A 21,264-nucleotide genomic window follows, 5' to 3' on the forward strand; every position below is an offset into this window, starting at 1 on the left:
TCCCGAACGTAGGACTCGGCGGCCTGACGAATCTGGTCGCGCTGGGTGGTCGTGAGGCCGCCGGGAATGCCCTGCTCAAAGCGGTTGAGAATAGCGGCTGCCTGGGCGGTGGTGCTTTGCTGCAGGGTGGTAGTGGGCAGCAGGGACGTGGGGGCCGCGGCAAACACGGGAGCGTGCAGGGCTAGAGCAACAAGGAACTGGGGGAATATGGTAGTGTATTTCATCAGAATTTTTTGTGAAAAGGAAAGAAAATTCAGGAGCTATCGAATGCTTGCCAATTGTCGTACCAAAAACGAAAGCCGATCTGATCCGAAGCGCGGTTTATACGTGGGCGGCGCCGGATGGATGATTCTGCGCCGTTTTTAATTTGTATAACCCCACTATCCCTATAAATTGAGACTATGGGTTTAAGTAGGTCAGCGGAGCTGCTAGGATGGTAGGGCTGTTAGCACCGTCAGCTTCCGGGAAAAAATACCCCTTGGCTGGCCTAGTTGAAGATTCGGATGGGTCGCGGACCGCTCTGTGCTTTACAGCGGCCAACCAGTGATGCTGCGGCGCAACTATCAGCCTAGGTACGGCTCTTTAGCCACCGAATGCCAACTATCGCCTATATTCGGGCTTTCCGTATCAACTTCTGACTTTCACAACACTTCATCTCTCTTCTCTCTTTCACTCTGTATGGCAAATATTTTCGCCAAAAAACCACTCGCCCAATTGCTGGGCGAGGCTAACTCGACCGGCCACGGCACGCTGAAGCGGACGCTGGGGGCCGGCAACCTCGTCGCGCTGGGCGTGGGGGCCATCATCGGGGCGGGCCTGTTTGTGCGCACCGCCGCCGCCGCCGCCCAGGCCTCCGGGCCGGGCGTTACGCTGGCCTTCATCGTGGCCGCCATCGGCTGCGTGTTTGCGGGCCTGTGCTACGCCGAGTTTGCCGCCATGATTCCCATTGCCGGCTCGGCCTACACCTACGCCTACACCACCATGGGCGAGTTTGTGGCCTGGATTATCGGCTGGGCCCTGATTATGGAATACGCGCTGGGCGCGGCCACGGTGAGCATTGCCTGGAGCGAATACCTGAATAAGCTGCTGGAGGTCTTCGGCACCAGCATACCGTATAGTATGAGCCATTCGCCCTTCGAAAGCGCCGTGGTGAACGGCGTGACGGAGCACGGCATCATCAACCTGCCGGCCCTGCTGGTCATTGCGGCCCTGAGCCTGCTGCTGATTAAGGGCACCCAGGAATCGGCCCTGTTCAATGCCATAGTGGTGTTCCTGAAAGTGGCCATCGTGTTGGTTTTCATTGCTGTGGGCTGGCAGTTTATCAACCCCGCCAACCACACGCCCTACTTGATTCCGGAAGATGCCGAGCCCGTGAAAAACGCGGCCGGCGCAATCGTGCGCGAGTACACGGCCTGGAACAAGCATGGCTGGGGTGGCGTGCTGGGCGGGGCGGCCATTGTATTTTTCGCCTTCATCGGCTTCGATGCCGTGAGCACCGCCGCGCAGGAAGCCAAGAACCCGAAGCGCGACATGCCCATCGGTATTCTCGGCTCGCTGGCCGTGTGCACCGTGCTCTACATTCTGTTCGGCCACGTGCTGACCGGTGTAGCCAACTGGCGCGAATTTGCTGACCCGGCCCTGGGCGGCGAGGCTTCCGTGACCTACGCCATCAAGGCGCACATGCCCGGCTACGAGTGGCTGAGCACGGCCGTGACGGTGGCCATTCTGCTGGGTTTCTCCTCCGTAATTCTGGTAATGCTGATGGGGCAGAGCCGCGTATTCTTCTCCATGGCCAAAGATGGTCTGATGCCGAAGGCGTTTTCGGAGCTGCACCCGCGCTTCGGTACTCCTTATAAGTCGAACATTGCGCTGCTGATTTTCGTGGGCGGTTTCGCCGCGTTCGTGCCCGGCTCTTTGGCCGGTGATCTGACCTCGTTCGGTACGCTGCTGGCCTTCGTGCTGGTGTCGGCCGGCATCTGGATCATGCGCCGCTCCGACCCCGCGCAGCCCCGGCCGTTCCGCGCGCCGCTGTCGTCGCCGTCGTTCCCGTTCGTGCCCATCATGGGCGTGCTGGTCTGCACGAGCATGATTCTGGCCCTCGACTCATTCACGCTGAAAGTGGCTTTGGGCTGGATGCTGCTGGGCTTCATCGTCTATTTCCTCTATGGCAAGCGCAATTCCATGCTGCAGAAAGGCATCGTGGTGATGCCGACGGAAATGGAAGAAGAGGCGACCATTAAAAGCTAGCTTTTAGCCGATGGGCCTGCTGGCCCAAAACCGAAAAGCGTCCTGCTGCGAAGCGGGGCGCTTTTCGGTTTTATGGAAGTGCCGCTGGACGCTACTTTTTCGCGGCTGCCGCCTTCACCTCGCTTTGCAGCTTGAGCACCCGGTCGCCGTTTTCCTGCACGATGACATACGCGGGATTGTCAGGGGTGCCGTGGCGGGTGATGTCGGCACCTTTGAACTTGCGGGTGACGGTTTCCTTGTGGGTTTCCTCAATCTTGCCGGTGGCCGTGCCGGTGCCGTATTTCCAGGTGACTTGGGTGCCTTTGCGCATAAGGTTTTCGGGGTTAAATGAGTAGCCCGCCGACTACGGCACCTGGTCCAGCAGCTGCCAGATGGCCTTGAACCGCGCCAGACTGCGGGGCGAGTCGTGGATTTCGGTGTTGGTAACGAAAATTTTACCCGTGCGGGTTACGGGGTCGAAAAACAGGAAGGTGGTCAGGCCCGTGTCGCCGCCGGTGTGGCCTACGGTGCCATTGCGGCGGTGCGCCCAAAACAGGCCCTGGTTGGGCTCGGCGGGGTCGAGGTGCGCGGGCAGTCGGGCCGCCGCAAACTGCGGGCGCAGCAAGGAATCGACGGCGGCCGCGGGCAGGGGTGCGCCGGGGCTGGCCGGATTCAGAACACTGCGCAGGTACAGAGCCAGGCTGTGGGTGCTGGTGAGCAGGCCGCCATCGGGGTAGGTGATGGTGTAGTAGGGCGGTACGGCCCGCCCGCGCGGGCTGTAGAGCGTGGCGTGGCGGGCGGAGTCGGTATCGGCGAAGCGCCAGCCCGAGTCCGACATGCCCAGCGGCAGCAGGATGCGCTGGCGGGTGTAGGCGTCGTAGGGCTGGCCGGTAGCTTTTTCCAGGGCCAGCGCAGCCAGGGCGGCGCTTTCGTTGCTGTAGGCATAGTAGGTGCCGGGCGCGTGGTTCACGAAGCGGCGGCGGCTATACCACCGGCCGCCGGGGCTGAGCGTGCGGCGCAGGTATTCCTCGTTGCTGAGCGCAGAACTGCGGCCCTTGGCGTAGGCGCGGCGGCCGTAGAAGCCCTGCTTGTCGGTGAGGCCGGCCGTCATGGTGGCCAGCTGGCGCAGGGTGATGGGTTGGTCGGGGAAATACGGATTGACGACGCGGAAGGGCAGCAGCTCATTCACGGGCTGGTCGAGGCGCAGCTTGCCCTCGGCGGCGGCCTGCAACAGCGCTACGCCGATGAGGGTTTTGCTCACCGAGCCCACGCACTGCACCGTAGCGGGCGTATAGGCAGTCTGGCGGGCCTTGTTGGCGTAGCCGAAGCCGTGCTCATATACAATGCCTTCGGGCCGCACCACGGCCACGGCAAAACCCGGAAAATCAGATTGCTGCCAGTGCTGGCGCAGAGCCGTGGTCAGCGCGGCGGTGTCGGGCGGTGTGGGCGGGGCAGGTTGGCTTCGTGCGGGTGTGGCAAGCAGCGTGAAAGCCGTGAAGCCGGCCAGGAGCAGGATAGGGAACATAAGCCAGAAAGTTGGGAGCAGGAAAGACGCGGCCCGAATGTACGCCCGCGCCTGCAACCTGCCCAGCCCGGCCGGTTTCTTTGCCGCAGCCGCGGCAATGTGCCGCGCCGCCGCTACCTTACGGCCCTGACTTGTTTTTCCCCTACTGTACCATTCTTCAATGCCAAAATTTTTACCCCAATTAGGCCTGGCCGGCGGCCTGCTGCTCGGCAGCGCCGCCGCCTACGCCCAGCAGCCCAGCACCTACCCGCGCAATGGCGTGTACGACCAGCGCCCGGGCCTCTACGCCTTCACCCATGCCATCATCTTCACCGACTACAAAACCCGCCTGAATGACGCTACGCTGCTGATTCGGGACGGCAAAGTGGAGGCCGTGGGCACGGCCGTGAAGATTCCGGCCGGGGCCGTGGTGCAGGATCTGAAGGGCAAGTTTATCTACCCCGGCTTCGTGGATCTGTACGCCAGCTACGGTGTGCCAGAGGTGAAAGCGCCCGAACGCCAGAGCCGCCGCAGCGGGCCGCAGTTTGAGAGCCAGAAAGCCGGCGCCTACGACTGGAACCAGGCCGTGCACCCCGAAATCAATGCCGCGGAGCTGTTCAAAGCCAACGACGAGCAGGCCGATGTGTACCGCAAGCTGGGCTTCGGGGCGGTACTCACCCAGCAGCCCGACGGCATCGTGCGCGGCACGGCGGCATTGGTAAGCCTGAACACCAGCCGCAAGGAGCAGGAACTGGTGCTCACCGACCGCGCCGCCACCGCGCTTTCGTTCGACAAGGGCACCAGCACCCAGGACTACCCCAGCTCCCTGATGGGCAGCATCGCGCTATTGCGCCAGACTTACCTCGACGCCGACTGGAACCAGCGCAACCCGGCCCGGGAGCAGAACCTCTCGCTGCGGGCCTTCAACCAGCAGCGCACGCTGCCCCAGATCTTTGTGGTGCGCGACAAGCAGTCGGCGCTGCGGGCTGATCGGGTGGGCGACGAGTTCGGAACCCAGTACATTATCAAGGGCAACGGCGACGAGTACCAGCGCCTGCCCGATATTCAGGCTACTAGGGCTCCGCTCATCGTCAGCCTCAACTTCCCCGATGCCTACAACGTGGACGACGTGTACGACGCCTCCCGCATCGACCTGAGCGAGCTGAAACACTGGGAAATGGCCCCCGCTAACGCCGGTCTGCTGGCCAAAGCCGGCGTGCCCTTCGCCCTCTCCGCCGCCGACCTCAAAGACAAGAAGAAATTCCTGCCCAACCTCAAAAAGGCCATTCAATACGGCCTCACGGAGGAGCAGGCCCTGCGCGCCCTCACCGCCACGCCGGCCGAATTAATCAAGGCCCAGAACCAAGTGGGCAGCCTGAAAGCGGGCATGCAGGCCAACTTTCTGGTGTGCTCCAACCGCCTCTTCGCCGACGACAACGTGCTGCTCGACAACTGGGTGCAGGGCGAGCGGTATCAGCTCAGCACCGTGCCCGCCGACTACCGCGGCGTGTACACGCTGAAAGTGGCCGGGCAGCCCGAGGTGAAAATGCTGGTGGCCGGCAAGCCCGAAGCTCCCGAGATGCGCCTCGTGCTGGCCCCCAAGGACACTGTGCGCGGCTCCCTGCTGGTAGCCGGCGAGCTGGCCACCATCGTGTATAACCCCACGCCCAAAACCAAAAACAGCGGCTCGGTGCGCCTGAGCGGCTATTACACCCCCGAAAGCCGCCTGCTGCAGGGCGACGGCCAGCTGCCCGATGCCACGGCCGTGAAGTGGAGCGCCCAGCGCCAGGAGGAAGCCACCCGCGCTGCCCGCCGCGACTCGGTAAAGGCCCCCGAGCCCATCCAGCTCGGCCAGGTGCTGTACCCGTTCGTGGCCTTCGGCCGGCCGGAGGTGCCGAAGCAGGAAACCGTGCTCATCAAGAACGCTACCGTATGGACCAGTGAGGCCGCCGGCAAGCTCGAAAACACCGATGTGCTGCTGCAAAACGGCAAAATCCAGAAGATTGGCAAAAACCTGAGTGTGCCTAGTGGCGGCCGCAGCATCGACGGCACCGGCAAGCACTTAGCCCCCGGCATTATTGATGAGCACTCCCATATTGCCATCAGTGAGGGCGTGAACGAGGGCACCCAGGCCGTGACGAGCGAGGTGCGCGTGAGCGACGTGGTGGACGGTGAGGACATTGACGTGTACCGCGACCTGGCTGGCGGCGTGGTGGCTTCGCAGCTGCTGCACGGCTCGGCCAACCCCATCGGCGGCCAGTCGGCCCTGATTAAGATGCGCTGGGGCATGACGCCCGAGCAGATGAAGATTCAGGGGGCGCCCGGCTTCATCAAGTTTGCTCTGGGCGAAAACGTGAAGCAGAGCAACTGGGGCGAGCTGAACGTGCTGCGCTTCCCCCAAACGCGCATGGGCACCGAGCAGGTGTTCGTGGATGCCTTCACCCGCGCCAAAGAATACGAGCAGGAGTGGAAAGCCTGGAACAAGCTCGGCAAGGGCAAACAGGCCAAAGCCGAGGCCCCGCGCCGCGACCTGGAGCTGGAGGCGCTGGTCGAAATCCTGAACCAGCGGCGCTTCATCAGCTGCCACAGCTACGTGCAGAGCGAAATCAACATGCTGCTGGGCGTAGCCGACCGCCTGGGCTTTCAGGTGAACACCTTCACCCACATTCTGGAAGGCTACAAGGTGGCCGACAAGATGAAGGCCCACGGCGCCAACGCCAGCACCTTTTCCGACTGGTGGGCCTACAAAAACGAGGTGCGCGACGCCATTCCCTACAACGCCGCCATCATGCACGACGCGGGCCTGAACGTGGCCATCAATTCCGACGACGCCGAAATGAGCCGCCGCCTCAACCAGGAAGCCGCCAAAACTGTGAAGTACGGCGGCCTTTCCGAGGAGGAAGCCCTGAAGCTGGTCACCATCAACCCCGCCAAAATGCTCCACCTCGACAGCCACATGGGCAGCATCAAGGAGGGCAAGGACGCCGACGTGGTACTGTGGTCTGATAACCCGTTAAGCATCTACGCCCACGCCGAGCGCACCTTCGTGGATGGCCGCCAGCTGTTCGACCTCGAGTCTGACAAGGTATTGCGCCAGCAGGTGCAACAGGAGCGTCTGCGTCTGATTCAGAAGATGCTGCTGGCCAAAAAAGCCGGCGCCCCCACCCAAACGCCCACCGCCAAATCCACCAGCCATTTCCACTGCGACACGGTAGGCGAGGGCAAGGAGCTGGATAAGTAGCCGGTAGAACAAAGCTCCCCTCCTCAGAGGAGGAGGGGACGCGGTGGCGAAGCCGCCGCTGGGGTGGTTGACCCGCGTGCTGATGTTGTTTAGCAGGAACGACAAGCCAGAACGAGCAGCCAGCCCGTCATTCCGAGCTTATTGAGGAATTTCGCCCGCTTCTTTGGAGTGGTATTGTCATCCTGAGTAAAGCAAAGGACCTCTGCCGCTTTGTCTGCTTACTAACCCAACGTCAGCACGCGAGATTCCTCGGCTACGCTCAGAATGACGTGCTGGTAAACAACCAAACAACGCCCAACCACCCCGCCCTTCGGGCACCCCTCCTTGAAAAAAGGAGGGGAGTGTGATTCCCAACTCAACGAACCCAATGAAACATATTTTCTTCTCCCTAACGCTGCTCACTGCCCTGCCGGCCCTGGCCCAGGTGCCCACGCCGGCCCCGGCCCAGAGCAAGCCCCTGCTGCTCATGGGCGGCACCCTGCACGTAGGCAACGGCACCGTGATTCCCGATGCCACCGTTGCCTTCGACAAGGGCCGCCTCACCTACGCCGGCCCCCAGGCTGGTTTCACCCAGGATAAATCCGGCTATGAAGTAGTGGATGTGAAAGGCCAGCAGATCTATCCCGGCCTGATTCTGCCCAACACCACCCTCGGCCTCACCGAAGTGGAAGCTATCCGCGCCACCGTGGACGAGGCCGAAGTAGGCGCCATCAACCCCAACGTGCGGGCCCTGATTGCCTACAACACCGACTCCGACATTCTGCCCACCGTGCGCACCAACGGCGTATTGCTGGCCCAGATTACGCCCCGCGGCGGCGTCATCTCGGGCCAGAGCAGCATTGTGCAGCTCGATGCCTGGAACTGGCAGGATGCGGCCGTCCGGGCCGACGACGGCCTGCACCTGAACTGGCCCGCGCTGATTCTCAAGCTGAATCCCGCCGAAGATGCCGCCGCCCTCGAAAAGCGCGAAAAGGCCCGCCAGCAGCAATTGCGCGACCTGGAGCAGCTTTTGTCGGAAGCCGCGGCCTACCGTAGCTTGCCCGCTGGCCGCAAGGAAAACCTGCGCCTCTCGTCGCTGGCCGGCCTGTTCGACGGCTCCAAAACCCTGTTTCTGCACGCCGACTACGGCAAGGAAATCATTGAAGGTGTGCGGTTTGCCAAGCGCCTCGGGGTGCAGAAAGTGACCGTAGTAGGCGCCCGCGACGCCTGGATGATGCTCGACTTCATCAAGCAGAACGACGTGGCCGTGATTCTGTCCCGGGTACACGCGCTGCCCCGCCGCACCGGCGACGACTACGACCAGCCCTATAAGCTGCCCGCCCAGCTCCAGCAGGCCGGCATCCGCTACTGCCTCGACTACGAGGGCGGCATGGAAGCCCCCGGCGCCCGCAACCTGGCCTTCATTGCCGGCACCGCCGCCGGCCACGGCCTCACCCCGGAGCAGGCCCTCACGGCCGTCACCCTGAGCCCGGCCCGCATTCTGGGCATTGATAAGGACTACGGCAGCCTCGAAGCCGGCAAATCGGCCACGCTGGTGGTAAGCACCGGCGACCTGCTGGATATGCGCACCAACAACGTGACCCGCGCCTACATCGATGGCCGCGGCTTCAACCTGACCAACAAGCAAACCTACCTGCGCGACAAGTTCAAGGGCAAGTACGGGCAGAAATAAATGACCGGCCACCGCCGCGTCGAAAAGGCTCTGTCCAGGTCGGACAGGGCCTTTTTTTGGTCGTTTGAGCGCGCCGCGCCGCCCTGCTTCGGGCTAGCGGCCAACTTAAATATGGATGAATGACTATTTTTGGTAATCAGCTCTCCTGACGGCATACTCTGCGCCAGGAGCTGCGCACAGGGCCGGCCGGTAATTTCCTGCTGGCTTGCCGGCCTTATTCCGCTGCTAATAGTAGTGGCTGACAGGGTTTTAGTTTGAATACCTGCATTCCCATGACCGCTCCCCGACCTGAACCCGAACCCGACCTTATCCAGGTGCTGCTGGTTGATGACCACCAGATGATAATCGAAGGCATAAAAACGCTGCTGCAGGGCGAAGCCGACATTCGGGTGGTAGCGCAGGCCACCAGCGGAGCCGAGGCCCTGCGCCTGCTGCAGACGCAGCCGGGCGTGAACGTGGCCATTTTGGACCTGAATATGCCGCAGATGTCGGGCGTGGAGTTGGCGCGGGCCATTCATACCGCCTACCCCCAGATCGGGATTATGGCGCTGAGCATGTTTCACGACCATGCCTCGGTGGCGGAGGTGCTGGAAGCCGGCGGCTCGGGCTACCTGCTCAAGAGCACGAACAAGCAGGAGCTGAGCGCCGCCATTCGGCAGGTGGCGGCGGGAAATACGTTTTTCAGCCCCGAAGTGGCCTCCACGCTGCTGGCCAACCTGCAAATAATGGCCAACCGCGACCGAAACCGCGACGACCGCGCCGCCGAGCTAACCAACCGCGAGCGGGAAATTTTGCAGCTCATTGCCCGCGAATACTCCAACTCCCACATTGCCGAAACCCTCTTCATCAGCGAGCGAACCGTGGAGACGCACCGCAAAAATATCCTGACCAAGACCAATTCCAAGTCAGTCGTCGGCTTGATTCAGTACGCCTTGCGTCATAAGCTAATTGTCTGATTGAAAATGTATTGATTATTGATAAATGGATTTAAGCGCTGCCTTGTACTGGCCGGTTCGGCCACCAGCGCAACCGAATAAGTCAATTTTGCCTTTATAGTTAAAGTAGCTGCTTGCACCTGCCATATTTGGTGCCGGGGCGCGTTACGGTTGAGAACAGCTGACTGGGTAGGGTTCAGCTTAGCCGCTATGAATAAATACATGCTTTCTGTTGGGCGGGCGAGAGGGAATAATCAATTCCGAAGCCAGAGCAGAATAAGCTGAAACGCCCTGGAAATGCCGAAAAAGCCTGATTTGTAGGCCGCCGACGTCATTTTTGGAGAATGCCGGTAGGAGAGGGCTTAAGCCCATCTGCCGCTGAAGTGGGCGGTACTACTTATAAAGCTCAGTAGCCCTTATTTTACTCAAATATCCGTGCTGGCACGGATAGGCATATCCGTGCCAGCACGTACCCAAACTTCCGGGGTACTACTGATTTTACTGATTTTCTGAAAAAAATTAACTTGACAATGGTCAATCAAATAATAATATCTTTATATTTGTTCAGGGGGTTACAACAAGGTCACTGCTACTTAATCAGTGTCTGTTCTCTCTCAAAACATTGCTGCTCTTATCCTTGACTTCAAACCTTAACGGAAACCAAACCATGCCGTCAAAGATCCTCTCCTTCATCTGTCATGTGCCCGGTATGATGCCCGGAGCCTATCCTACTATGCCTGCTACTCCGGCACCCAGGCCAGCCGAACGCAGAGCAGCGGCCGAGTCCAAAGCCGATGGCGGGCATTTCACGGCCATCTATGAGAACGAGCGGTTTGTCCGTTTCAAGTACATCAATAACACTGGCAACTAAGGCCTTTGCAGCCCCTGCCTGGTGGTTTTAGCTAAGCGCCGTGCTTCCCTGGCGGGATGAAGCACGGCGCTTTTTGCTGCCTGGGCCTGGCCGTGCGCCGCGCATATTTCATCTAACTTGCGACCCGGTTCATCCGTTTTGCGTGCATGCCCAATCCGCTCCTTTGCCTTTTGCTGCCCCTGCTGCTCGTGCTCAGCCCCCTGGTGGGGCAGGCCCAGCAGGCTGGCTTTCAGCCCGATGAAAACGCCTGGTACGGCCTAGTAGCCCGCGGTAGTGGCCGCTCCCTCGATATTACCGGCTCTTCGGCCGAGGCGGGCGTGCCGGCCGTGCAGTGGGAGTTTACGCACGCGCCCAGCCAGCAATGGCGCTTCGTGCGGGCCGCAGCGGGCAGCGAGTACTACCGCATCGAGGCTAAAAGTAGCGGCAAGTGCCTGACGGTGGAAAAGCCCGACGAAAACGCCGTTATCACGCAGCGACCCTGGACGGGCGGCTTTTATCAGCAGTGGAAGCTGGTGCCGGCCGGGCCGGCCGGCAGCTGGCAGCTGGTGAGCCGCGGCAATGACAAGTGCGCCGCCGTGGCCGCCTCCGACAAATTCAACGGTACGCCCATCGTGGCGCAGCGGCCCATGAACCGCGCCACCCAGCAGTGGCGGCTCTTTAAGCTGCACCTCAACCTGGATGCCAGCCAGACTGGTTTCGGCCCCGCCGAGCCGCTGAAGGCCCTGAACACGCCCGGCAACGAACTGCAGCCTGTGCTGGCCCCGGATGGCAAAACCCTGTATCTGGCCCGCACCAAGTTTGCCGGCAACACGGAAGGCAGCACCGACTCGGGCGACATCTGGGTGAGCCAGTCGGCGGATGAGGGGCAGACCTGGGGGCCGGCCTCGCGCCTCGATGCCCTGAATACGCAGCAGAACAATGGCGTGATGGCCGTGCTGGGCCCCAGCGGCAGCCACCTGCTGGTGCGCGGCACCTACGACCGCGACGGCGGCTTCCGCGACGATGGCGTGTCGCGGGTGGCGCGGGCGGGCGGGGCCAAGAGCAAGAGCGGCCGCCCCGAGGCGCTGACGATCCGCAACTACTACTCGGCTGCCGCGGCCACTACGTTCTTCCAGAGCGCCGACGAGAAAATTCTGCTCCTCTCACTGGAGCGCGGCGACTCGTTCGGCGGCAACGATCTGTACGTGAGCTTCCCCGCCGCCGACGGCACCTGGACCGAGCCGCGCAACCTGGGCGGCGTGCTCAATTCGCCGGGCTTCGAGTTTGCGCCCTGGCTGGATCCGGATGGCAAAACACTGTACTTCTCTTCCTACGGCCACGCCGGCTACGGCAGCTCCGACATCTTCGTGAGCACCCGCCTCGACGACAGCTGGACCGCTTGGAGCGAGCCGCGCAACTTAGGGCCCAGCCTCAACACGGCCGGCTTCGATGCCTATTTCATGCTGAGCCCCGACGGCAAGCAGGCCTACTACGCCGCCGCCCGCACCCCCAACGGCCCCGCCGACCTGTACCGGGCCACTGCCAGCGGCGTAGCGCCCCCCGATACGGTGCCGCCGCCCGTGGTGCCCAATGTGGCCCAGCGCGCCCTGTTCACGGGCCAGGTGCTGGATGCCAAAACCCGCCTGCCAGTAGTGGCCGAGGTAAAAGCCATTCGGATGGGCAACGACATTGCCTTCAATGCCACCTCTCGCACCGATGCCACCGGCCGGTTCCAGTTCACGCTGCCGCAGGGGCCCTACCGGCTGGCGGTGGCCGGCAAAGGCTACCTCACGGCCACCGATACGGTGCGCATGGTGGGCACGCTCACGCGGGAGCTGCTGCTGGTGCCCGCCGCCGTGGGGGCCAGCCTCGACCTGCCCACGCTCATTTTTGCCCAGGGCAAAGCCAGCCTGCTGCCCGCTTCCTACGCAGAACTGAACCGCCTGGCCCGCACTCTCACCGATAACCCCGCGGTCAACATCCGGCTGGAAGGCCACACCGACAACCAGGGCCGGGCCGAGCTGAACCAGCAGCTCAGCGAAGACCGCGTGGCCGAAGTAAGGCGCTACCTCGTCACGCGCGGCGTTGCGGAAGGGCGCATCAGCACCATCGGCTTCGGGGGCACTAAGCCGCGGGCCAGCAATGCCAAAGAGGAAACCCGCAAGCTGAACCGCCGGGTGGAGTTTACGATTACGAAGTAGCCATTGTCATCCTTCGCTTTGCGTACGCCAGATGAAGGATGACAATACTTTGGCAACGAGCGGACGCGAGATTCCTCGGCTGCGCTCGGAATGACGTTCTGGTAGATTCTGATCGGCTTTCTAAACAGCTTGTCTAACAGGCCTGAAGTCGCACCCCTTTTTAGCGCGCGTATATGCAAGCCATCATCCGTCAGCAACTGGAGTTGCCGGGGCTGCCATCTGCCTCGGGAATCGAAATAGTGGGCTCCGTGGCCTACGTTATCGGCGACGACTCGCCGTTTCTGTACTGCCTCGATGCCCGGACGCTGGGCATTACAGACCGCGTGCCGCTGTTTGAGACGACACAATTTGACACCGGCCGCATTCCCAAAATGCGCAAGCCTGATCTGGAGTGCCTCACCACCCTTACTGCGCCAACTGGCGAAACCGGCCTGCTGATCTGCGGCTCGGGCGCAACGGAGCAGCGCGAAATTGGGTTCTGGGTCACGTTTTCGGCGGCCGGGGCGGCGCGGGTGCAGCCGCTGGCGCTGGGTGGGCTGTATGCGGCGCTGCGCGGGGCGCTGCCGGCCGGTATCCCGCTGAACCTGGAAGCGGTGGCGGCTTCGGCTACCGAGCTGCTGCTGTTTCAGCGCACGGTGGGAGCGGCCGGCGGCAACCTGCTATATCGGCTGTCGCTGGGCGCGGCGTGGGCCTTTATCTGGGGCCACACGGCGCAGGTGCCGGCTTTCGGGGTTCAGGATTATACGTTGCCCACCATCGACGGGCAGCCAGCGGGCTTTTCCGGGGCCAGCATCTTTCAGGAGCAGCTTTTTATTACGGCTACCGTGGAAGACACGCTGGACCCCGTGGCCGATGGCGCAGTGCTGGGCAGCTTCGTAGGCGTGCTGGATCTGGCCGCGCCGCCCGGCACCGCCGCCACGCTCACCCGGCTGCAGTGGCCAGATGGCCGGCCGTACCGGGGCAAGGTAGAAAGCCTGGCCGTGCGGCAGCAAATCGGGCCGGGCCAGTGGGAAGCCGTGCTGGTAACCGACGACGACGCGGGCGGCTCGACGGCGGTAGTGGTGGAATTGCGGGTCTGACGCTCTTTTGCGGAAAAAGCTGGCTATGCCTTATGATCGGCTCGTTTTCGCCGCTGGTTTTCTGCAGAAGGCACTACCTTGCCACCCTATACTTTCGGAGGCTACTTAATGATTCCTACCACCTGGCACCGCTCCCTCGGCATCCGTCCGGATGAGGGAAAAACAGTCTGGCTGTTTTTCCTGCACAACTTCCTGCTGGGCATCGGCACCATTCTGGTCTACGTGTCGGCCAACGTGATTCTGCTCGAAAACAACCCCGAGCGCAACCTGCCGCTGGCCTACGGCGTGGCCGCCCTGGCCATGATGGTGGTGGGCCGCGTGTATACTTACTACGAGCACCACCTGCTGCTGCAAAAGCTGGCCGTGCGCGTGCTGCTGGCCGTGGTGGCCCTCACCGGCGTGCTGGGCGTGCTGGTGGTGGTGGGCCACTCGGTGGCGGCGGCCGTAGCCATCATGGCCGGCTACCGCGTCATCTACCTGCTCACCAATCTGGAGTTCTGGGGCGTGTCGGCGGTGGTGTTTGACGTGCGGCAGGGCCGGCGGCTGTTCAGCATCATCAGCTCCGGCGACATGCCCGCCAAGGCCCTGGGCGCGGTGCTGGCCATCCTCATTCACGCCCACACCGACCTGCTCTACCTGCTGCTCACGGCCTTCGGGGCCTATCTGGGGGCCTTGTATACGCTGCGCACCACGCTTCGCTCGCATGTGATAGATGCCCGCGCCGCGCCGCGCCGGGAGCGGCGGCAGGCCATGGCCGCGCAACTGCAGCGCTGGTTCGGCAACAGCCGCATGGTGCTGTCGGTGTGCCTGAGCATGACGGCCATTGCGGCCGTAACCACAGGCGTGGAATTCGCCTTTTTCGTCAATGTGAAGCACAAGTTTCACGATCAGGCCACTGTGATGCAGTACGTGGGCAGCGTGCTGGCCGTCACGTATCTGCTGGCCATGCTGTTTAAGCTGCTGCTTTCCGGCCAGCTGCTCGACCGCCTGGGCGTGCGCTGGACGCTGGTAACCCTGCCCGTGGTGGTGCTGAGCGGCATTTTCGTATTCTATGGCCTGTGGCTGACGGGCGTGGGCGAAAGCGCGCTGCTGCTGTATTTCTGCGGCCTGTATCTGGTGATGGAAGTGCTGCGCCGGGGCGTGTTCGATCCGGTGTTTCTGGTACTGTTTCAGCCACTCTCGCCGCCCGAGCGCCTGCAGGCGCACACGCTGGCCAAGGGCTTTTTCGAGCCGCTGGGTATGGCCCTGGCCGGGCTGCTGCTGTTTGGGCTGCACCGCTTTCCGCAGCTCAGCCAGTGGGCTCCGTTTGGCTGGATGGGCCTGCTTATGGTGGGGGCGCTGTATCTGCTGCACCACACCTACGGCCACTACCTCACGGAGCTGCAGCACTCACTGAGCCGCCGCTTCAGCGCCGAAGATGGGGAGCCGGAGCCCGACCAGCTGCTGACCGATGCCGAGGCCGCGCCCACCGAGGCCGATACCGTGCCCGACCTGCTGGCCGCCCTGCGCGACAAAGCCACCCGCGCCCCCGCCGCCGACCGCCTCATCCGGCTCGGGGCCGCGGCCCTGCCCGCCCTGCGCGAGGTGCTGGCCACCACTTCCGATGAGGCTCTGGTGCGGCGCGTGGCCCATATCTGCGGCCGCATACCGCTGCCGGCCAGCCGCGAGGCCCTGGTGGCGCTGGCCCGGCAGCCCAATCTGTTTCGGCGCGAGGTGGCGCTGCGGGCCCTGCGCAGTTTTGCGCCGGTAGCGGCCGATGCGGCGGGCTTCCAAGCCTTGGTGCAGGAAGAAATGCGCCTGGCCCAGCACCTGCTCCACGGCCTCGATGCCAACCCCGACGAAGACCTCGCCAGCGCCCTACAGTATGAGCTGACCAAGGTCGAGCAGCGCGTTTTTGGCCTGCTGCTCCAGCTTTATCCGCCCCACATCATTGCCGATGCTCAGCGCGGCGTGGCCCACGCCACCCGCGAGCGACAGGCCAACGCCCTCGAGATTCTCGACAACATCATTCCGCGCTCCGTGTACCAGGGCCTCCAGGCCTTGCTGGATATGATGCCCATCTCAGAAAAAATAGCAACATTCGATGCGCTGTTCGGTAGTATAGTCAGGCCCGTGGCTGTGGTGCCCGGCATCGTGCAGCGCGGCGAGGCCGCTTTTTCCGACTGGACCATCAGCGTGGCGCTGCGGCAGTGGCACCCTACGGCCGGCACGCTGCCCGCGCTGCTGCCCCATTTGGCCAGTGCCAGCCTCCTGATCCGGGAAAGCGCCCTGGCAGTGCTGGCCGCGCTGGCCCGGCAGCAGCCGGGTTTGCACCGGCAGTTTCTGGCCGATTATCCTACTCTTACCGCCTCCGCTATGAGCCATTCTGCCACCACTGCCCACATTTCCGCCGCCGAGCGGGTGAATGCGCTGAAAAACACGGCCCTGTTTGCCGAAACCCCCGAAAACGTGCTCAGCAGCATCGTGCCCATCATGAAGGAGGTGTCGTTTGTGGATGGGCAGCTGATTTTTGCCAAGGGCGAGCTGGGCACTTCGCTGTTTATTCCCTATGAGGGCGAAGTCGGGATTTTCAACGGCCCGCAGCGGTTGGCCACGTTCCGCAAGGGCGACTTTTTCGGCGAGCTGGCCCTGCTCGATGCCGAGCCCCGTTCAGCCTCAGCCATTGCGCAAGGCCACGTCGTCGCCTTCCGCCTCGATCAGGAAGATTTTTATGACGTGATGGAGGAGCGCGGGGAGGTGCTGCGCAACATTCTGCGGGTGCTGTGCCAGCGCCTGCGCCGCCAAAACGAGAAGATCCACCAGCCCATCGGCACGGCCTAAGCGGGAGCAGCTTTCAGCCAGCGGCAGCCGCAGATCTTTGGAAAGAATGAAGGCTTGGCAGCCCGCGGGAATATCGAGTATTGACAATGCATAACGTATTTGTCTACTATTATCTTATTATGATGCTTTTGTTACCATTCACTCTTTAACGAATTGTTATGCATATATCACTAAATGATGAACCTACCTTCGCGGCGAAATTCAGGGGATGCCCTTCTGATAAACAAAAAAGCCCTTTGTATGACCATCAACCGCTTACTCCTGCTGCTGTTAGGCTTTACGCTTTTCACTAACAGCCCCCTGGCCACTGCCCAAGGCGTGACCACCGCCGCCATGAAAGGCCTCATTACGGATGCCAAAGGCCAACCGCTGCCGGGCGCTACCGTGCTGGCGACTCACCTGCCCACCGGCACCACCTACGGCACCGCCACCCGCGACAACGGCCAGTATGACCTGCTGAACATGCGCATTGGCGGCCCCTACGAGCTGAAAGTGTCGTTTGTCGGCTCCCAGACCTACACCGAGTCGGGGATTCAGTTGGCGCTGGGCAAGACGTTTGAGAGCCGCATTGCGCTCAGCGACGGCGCGCAGGCCCTGAGCGAAGTGGTGGTGAAAGGCAACCGCGACGGCCAGATCAACAAGGACCGCACGGGCGCTTCTACCAACGTGAGCAGCACCGCCATTCGCACGCTGCCCACCATCAGCCGCTCGCAGGAGGACTTCACGCGCCTCACGCCGCAGAGCAATGGCCTGAGCTTCGGCGGCCGCAACACGCTGTATAACAACTTCTCCCTCGACGGCTCCATCTTCAACAACTCCTTCGGGCTGGATGCGCCCACGCCCGGCGGCCAGACCAACTCGCAGCCGGTGAGCCTCGATGCCATTGAGCAGCTGGAAGTGAGCCTGGCTCCGTTTGATGTGCGCCAGGGCGGCTTTACGGGGGCCGGCGTGAATGCCGTGACCAAGAGCGGCACCAACGCCATTAAGGGCACTGTGTACTCGTATCTGCGCAATGAAAACCTGATCGGGGAGAAGGTGGGCGATGTGAAAATCAAGAACCCTGACCTGAAGTTCAACCAGAGCGGCTTCGCGCTGGGTGGCCCCATTATCAAAAACAAGCTGTTCTTCTTCACGAATGCCGAAATCACGCGCCGCGACGATCCGGGCGTGACCTTCCGGCCCGCCCGCGACGCCGCCGAGGCCCAGCGCGCCGTCGACGGCCAGGCCGACGGCGTGAGCCGGGTATTAGAAAGTGACCTGATTGCCATCCGTGAGGGCCTGCGCCGCGAATACGGCTACGACCCCGGTGATTACCAGGGCTTCAAGTACCGCACTTCCAGCGACAAGTTCCTGGCGAAGTTCGACTGGAACATCAACCCCAAAAACACCTTCTCGCTGCGCTACAACTACCTGCGGAGCTTCCGTGAGCAGGGTCCGCACCCGGTGGCCATTTCGCCCAACAACTCGACGCGGGTGCAGGGCGTGAGCGTGCTGCAATACGCCAACTCGGGCTACACCATCAACAACAACCTGAACTCGGTGGTGGGCGAGCTGAACTCGCGCTTCGGCGAGAAACTCAGCAACAAGGCGCAGCTCAGCTTCTCGGCCTTCCGCGACTTCCGCGAGCTGCCCGATGCCCCGCTCTTCCCCCAGATCGACATCACCCGCGGCGGCACCACCTACGTCAGCTTCGGCACGGAGCAGTTTTCGGCCGAAAATACGCTGGATCAGAACATCACCCAGTTCACCGACAACCTGAGCTACTTTGCCGGGGCGCACGTGCTGACGGCGGGCCTGACCTACGAGCGGTTTGCGTTCGTGAATGCTTTCAACCTGCAACGCCACGGCTACCCCTACTTCGGCGGCATCACCCCGGAGCTGTTCTTGCGCACGCTGACCCCGGGCGACCCACTTTACAAGCGCAATGCATTCCCCAATAGGCTTGGTGTTAACGTGCCGCTGGACCTAAATGAACTGGCCCAGGCTGGGGGGCGGCGTCCGGTTAAATCGGTGGACGTGAACGTGGCGCAGCTGGGCCTGTACCTTCAGGACGAATGGACCGTTAACCCGGCCTTCAAGCTGACGCTGGGTGTGCGGGCTGATATGCCAATCTACGACACCGAGGTAGAGCAGAACCAGCAGATTGCGGATGCTTCCTTCCTCGACTCAGAAGGTAAGCCGGCTAAAGTTGATCTGACGCGCTTCCCGAAGGCTACCCCGCTCTGGTCGCCGCGTCTGGGCTTCAACTACTCCGCTGGCAGCAGCGACTACACCACCCAGGTGCGCGGCGGAACCGGTATTTTCACCGGCCGCATTCCGTTCGTCTGGATCAGCAACCAGGCTTCCAATAGCAAGTTTGACAATGAGTACACGTTCCAGATCAACGGCACGGCCCGCGACTTCAAGTTTCCGCAGGTTTGGCGCTCCAATCTGGCCATCGACCAGCAACTGCCTGGCGGTATCGTTGCTACGGTCGAGGGCATCTATTCCAAAGATATCAACGCCGCTATTCATCGCAACTACAACCTGGTGACGCCGACAGCCCGTGCGGCCGGCGCCGACAACCGCCTGATTTACCCAGCCGCTGGCCCGCGCATCACTCCCGGCTTCACCGGTCCCGAAGGCGGCTTCAGCTTCCTGGATGCGGGCGTAATCGTGCTCGAAAACACCAAGAAAGGCTACCAATACTCGCTCACAGGGCAGCTGAAGAAGGACTTTGCCAACGGCCTCTACCTGACCACGGCCTACACCTACTCGCAGGCTAAAGACGTAACGTCGAACCCCGGCGAAATTGCCGGCGACGCCTTCCAGCGCAATCCGGTGGTCGGCAACGCTAATCAGCCCCAGCTGGCCTACAGCGACTTTGGTTTGCAGCACCGCATCATCGGGGCGGCCGGCAAGCGCTTCAGCTACGCCGATGACAAGCTGGCCACTACGCTGAGCTTCTTCTTCGAGGCCGCCCAGGGCAACCGCTTCACCTACACTTACGCCGGCGACATGAACCGCGACGGAGTGCCCGGCAACGACCTGATCTTCGTGCCCGCCTCGCAGGACCAGATCCGGCTGGTGGATATCACCCGAGTGGACAACGGCGGCAATACGGTGCTGGTGGCCACGGCCGCCCAGCAGTGGCAGCAACTGAACGCCTATATCGCGCAGGACAAATACCTCAGCACCCGTCGCGGCCAGTATGCCGAGCGCAACGGCAACCTGAGCCCGTGGTATACCCAGCTCGATGCCAAGCTGCTCCAGGACTTCTCCTTGACGGCCAACGAGAAAAAGCACACGTTCCAGCTGAGCTTCGACATCCAGAACCTGGGCAACCTGATCAGCTCTGACTGGGGTGTGCGGAAGGCCTTCGCCAACAACCGCCCGATTACGTTTGCGGGCTACCAGGGCACTACCGACATCCCGACCTACCAATTCCGCGGCGGCAACCAGACTTTCGTGAACAACACCGACCTGAACAGCCGCTGGCGCGCCCAGCTGGGTCTGCGCTACATTCTCGACTAGCGCTAGCGCCACCCCGGGCCGCTGCGGCGGCTCGTAGCATGGAAAAGCCCGGAGCACATTCGCTGCTCCGGGCTTTTTTTGTGGATTTGGGTTTGGCCCGTAAGCCTCAGAGGAGCAGCACCAGGGCGCTGCCGGGGGGCGGGCCCAGCGTGGCCGGACCCAGCGCAGCAGTGAGCCGGCGCAGCCAGCGTTTGAGCAGAGTTTTCATAGGCAGGTTAAAATTCGGGAGCTGGTTTGCGGCGCAAAGGTCCGGCCGGAAGATTATGCCGACGTTGCGGCAGGGTCACGGTTAGATTAAGCCCGCTCAGGCGCGGGCAGTAGCCATTGGCCGGATCTTTTGCTATCTTCTGCCCAACAATGCCGGCGGGCTTTTCGCCGGCGGCTGCCCTGGCCGCGGCCGCCCCGGAGCCCAGCAGTCTTCGCCGGCCAGCTCATGGCTACTAACCCAGCTGTACCATGTCCGCCAACGCTCTGCTTGCCGAAACCGGCGCTCTGACCCGGTTTACCGCCCGGTTTTTTCGCGAGGGGTTTCGGCCGCGCTACGAGGTACCCGAGCTGCTGTATCAGTGCTACGTCATCGGCTATCAGTCCTTGCCGATGGTGGGCATCACCGGGTTCATCATGGGCATGGTGCTCACGCTGCAGAGCCGGCCCACCATGGCCCAGTTCGGGGCCGAATCCTGGATTCCGACCATGGTGGGCCTCACTATTATTCGCGAAATGGGCCCCATCATTACGGCCCTGATCTTCGCCGGCAAAATCGGCTCCAGCATCGGGGCCGAGCTGGGCTCGATGCGCGTGACCGAGCAGATTGACGCCATGGAAGTATCGGGTACCAATCCGTTTAAGTACCTGGTGGTCACGCGGGTGCTGGCCACCACGCTCATGCTGCCGGTGCTCACCATTCTGGCCGATGCCATTGGACTGTATGCGTCCTATGTGGGCATCAACATGAAGGGCGTGACCACGCTGGCGCTATTTGTGAACAACATTTTTGCGGGCCTCACCTTCGGCGACGTGCTGCCGGCGGTCATCAAAACCTTCTTCTTCGGCTTCGCCATCGGCCTGATCGGCTGCTACAAAGGGTATTATTCCGATAAGGGCACCGAGGGCGTGGGGCAGGCCGCCAACTCCGCCGTGGTGGTGTCGTCGCTGGTGGTGTTCATCATCGATCTGGTGGCCGTGCAGCTTACCGGCCTGCTGGGCCTTAACTAACCGCGCCG

Annotated in this window: 12 protein-coding genes; 9 read left to right on the top strand and 3 right to left on the bottom strand. The window is 62.3% G+C overall.

All coding sequences use genetic code 11. The annotated features are described in order from the left end of the window. On the bottom strand, window positions 1-224 hold a 224-nt coding region (locus BUB62_RS17880), incomplete at its 3' end, for a hypothetical protein (RefSeq protein ID WP_143164270.1). A gap of 454 nt (window positions 225-678) precedes the next feature. On the opposite strand from BUB62_RS17880, the gene BUB62_RS17885 reads away from it, so the two are divergent. Continuing rightward, the gene (locus BUB62_RS17885) at window positions 679-2,247 is read left to right on the top strand and encodes an amino acid permease (RefSeq protein ID WP_073112538.1); all 1,569 of its coding nucleotides are present in this window, start codon (window positions 679-681) and stop codon (window positions 2,245-2,247) included. 91 nt (window positions 2,248-2,338) lie between these two features. On the opposite strand, the gene BUB62_RS17890 is transcribed toward BUB62_RS17885, so the two are convergent. Both BUB62_RS17890 and BUB62_RS17895 read right to left on the bottom strand, forming a co-directional pair. After that, entirely contained in the window at window positions 2,339-2,557 is a 219-nt protein-coding gene (locus tag BUB62_RS17890; protein ID WP_073112540.1) for a hypervirulence associated TUDOR domain-containing protein, read from the bottom strand. A 33-nt stretch (window positions 2,558-2,590) separates the two neighbouring features. Continuing rightward, window positions 2,591-3,751, bottom strand: coding sequence for a serine hydrolase domain-containing protein (locus BUB62_RS17895; protein ID WP_073112542.1), 1,161 nt, complete (start codon window positions 3,749-3,751; stop codon window positions 2,591-2,593). 160 nt (window positions 3,752-3,911) lie between these two features. On the opposite strand from BUB62_RS17895, the gene BUB62_RS17900 reads away from it, so the two are divergent. The 8 genes from BUB62_RS17900 to BUB62_RS17935 all read left to right on the top strand — a co-directional run bounded on the left by BUB62_RS17900 (window position 3,912) and on the right by BUB62_RS17935 (window position 21,256). Further along, window positions 3,912-6,971 carry an amidohydrolase family protein gene (locus BUB62_RS17900; RefSeq protein ID WP_073112544.1) on the top strand — a complete coding sequence of 1,020 codons (3,060 nt, stop codon included), beginning with the start codon at window positions 3,912-3,914 and terminating at the stop codon, window positions 6,969-6,971. 367 nt (window positions 6,972-7,338) lie between these two features. Further along, complete coding sequence (locus BUB62_RS17905; RefSeq protein WP_073112546.1) at window positions 7,339-8,643, top strand: amidohydrolase family protein; 1,305 nt, start codon at window positions 7,339-7,341, stop codon at window positions 8,641-8,643. 272 nt (window positions 8,644-8,915) lie between these two features. Beyond that, a complete protein-coding gene (locus BUB62_RS17910; protein ID WP_073112637.1) occupies window positions 8,916-9,599 on the top strand; it encodes a response regulator in 684 nt (227 codons plus the stop codon). 996 nt (window positions 9,600-10,595) lie between these two features. Next, entirely contained in the window at window positions 10,596-12,629 is a 2,034-nt protein-coding gene (locus BUB62_RS17915; protein ID WP_084539188.1) for an RICIN domain-containing protein, read from the top strand. Window positions 12,630-12,802: 173 nt separating this feature from the next. Then, entirely contained in the window at window positions 12,803-13,708 is a 906-nt protein-coding gene (locus tag BUB62_RS17920) for a DUF6929 family protein (RefSeq protein ID WP_073112551.1), read from the top strand. A 108-nt stretch (window positions 13,709-13,816) separates the two neighbouring features. After that, window positions 13,817-16,528, top strand: a complete 2,712-nt coding sequence (locus tag BUB62_RS17925; protein ID WP_073112553.1) for a cyclic nucleotide-binding domain-containing protein — start codon at window positions 13,817-13,819, stop codon at window positions 16,526-16,528. Between the two features lie 240 nt (window positions 16,529-16,768). Beyond that, window positions 16,769-20,041 carry a TonB-dependent receptor gene (locus BUB62_RS17930; protein ID WP_073112555.1) on the top strand — a complete coding sequence of 1,091 codons (3,273 nt, stop codon included), beginning with the start codon at window positions 16,769-16,771 and terminating at the stop codon, window positions 20,039-20,041. Between the two features lie 456 nt (window positions 20,042-20,497). After that, window positions 20,498-21,256, top strand: coding sequence for an MlaE family ABC transporter permease (locus tag BUB62_RS17935; RefSeq protein ID WP_073112557.1), 759 nt, complete (start codon window positions 20,498-20,500; stop codon window positions 21,254-21,256). Window positions 21,257-21,264 lie beyond the last annotated feature (8 nt).

This window comes from Hymenobacter daecheongensis DSM 21074 (assembly GCF_900141805.1).
Taxonomy (GTDB): Bacteria; Bacteroidota; Bacteroidia; order Cytophagales; family Hymenobacteraceae; genus Hymenobacter; species Hymenobacter daecheongensis.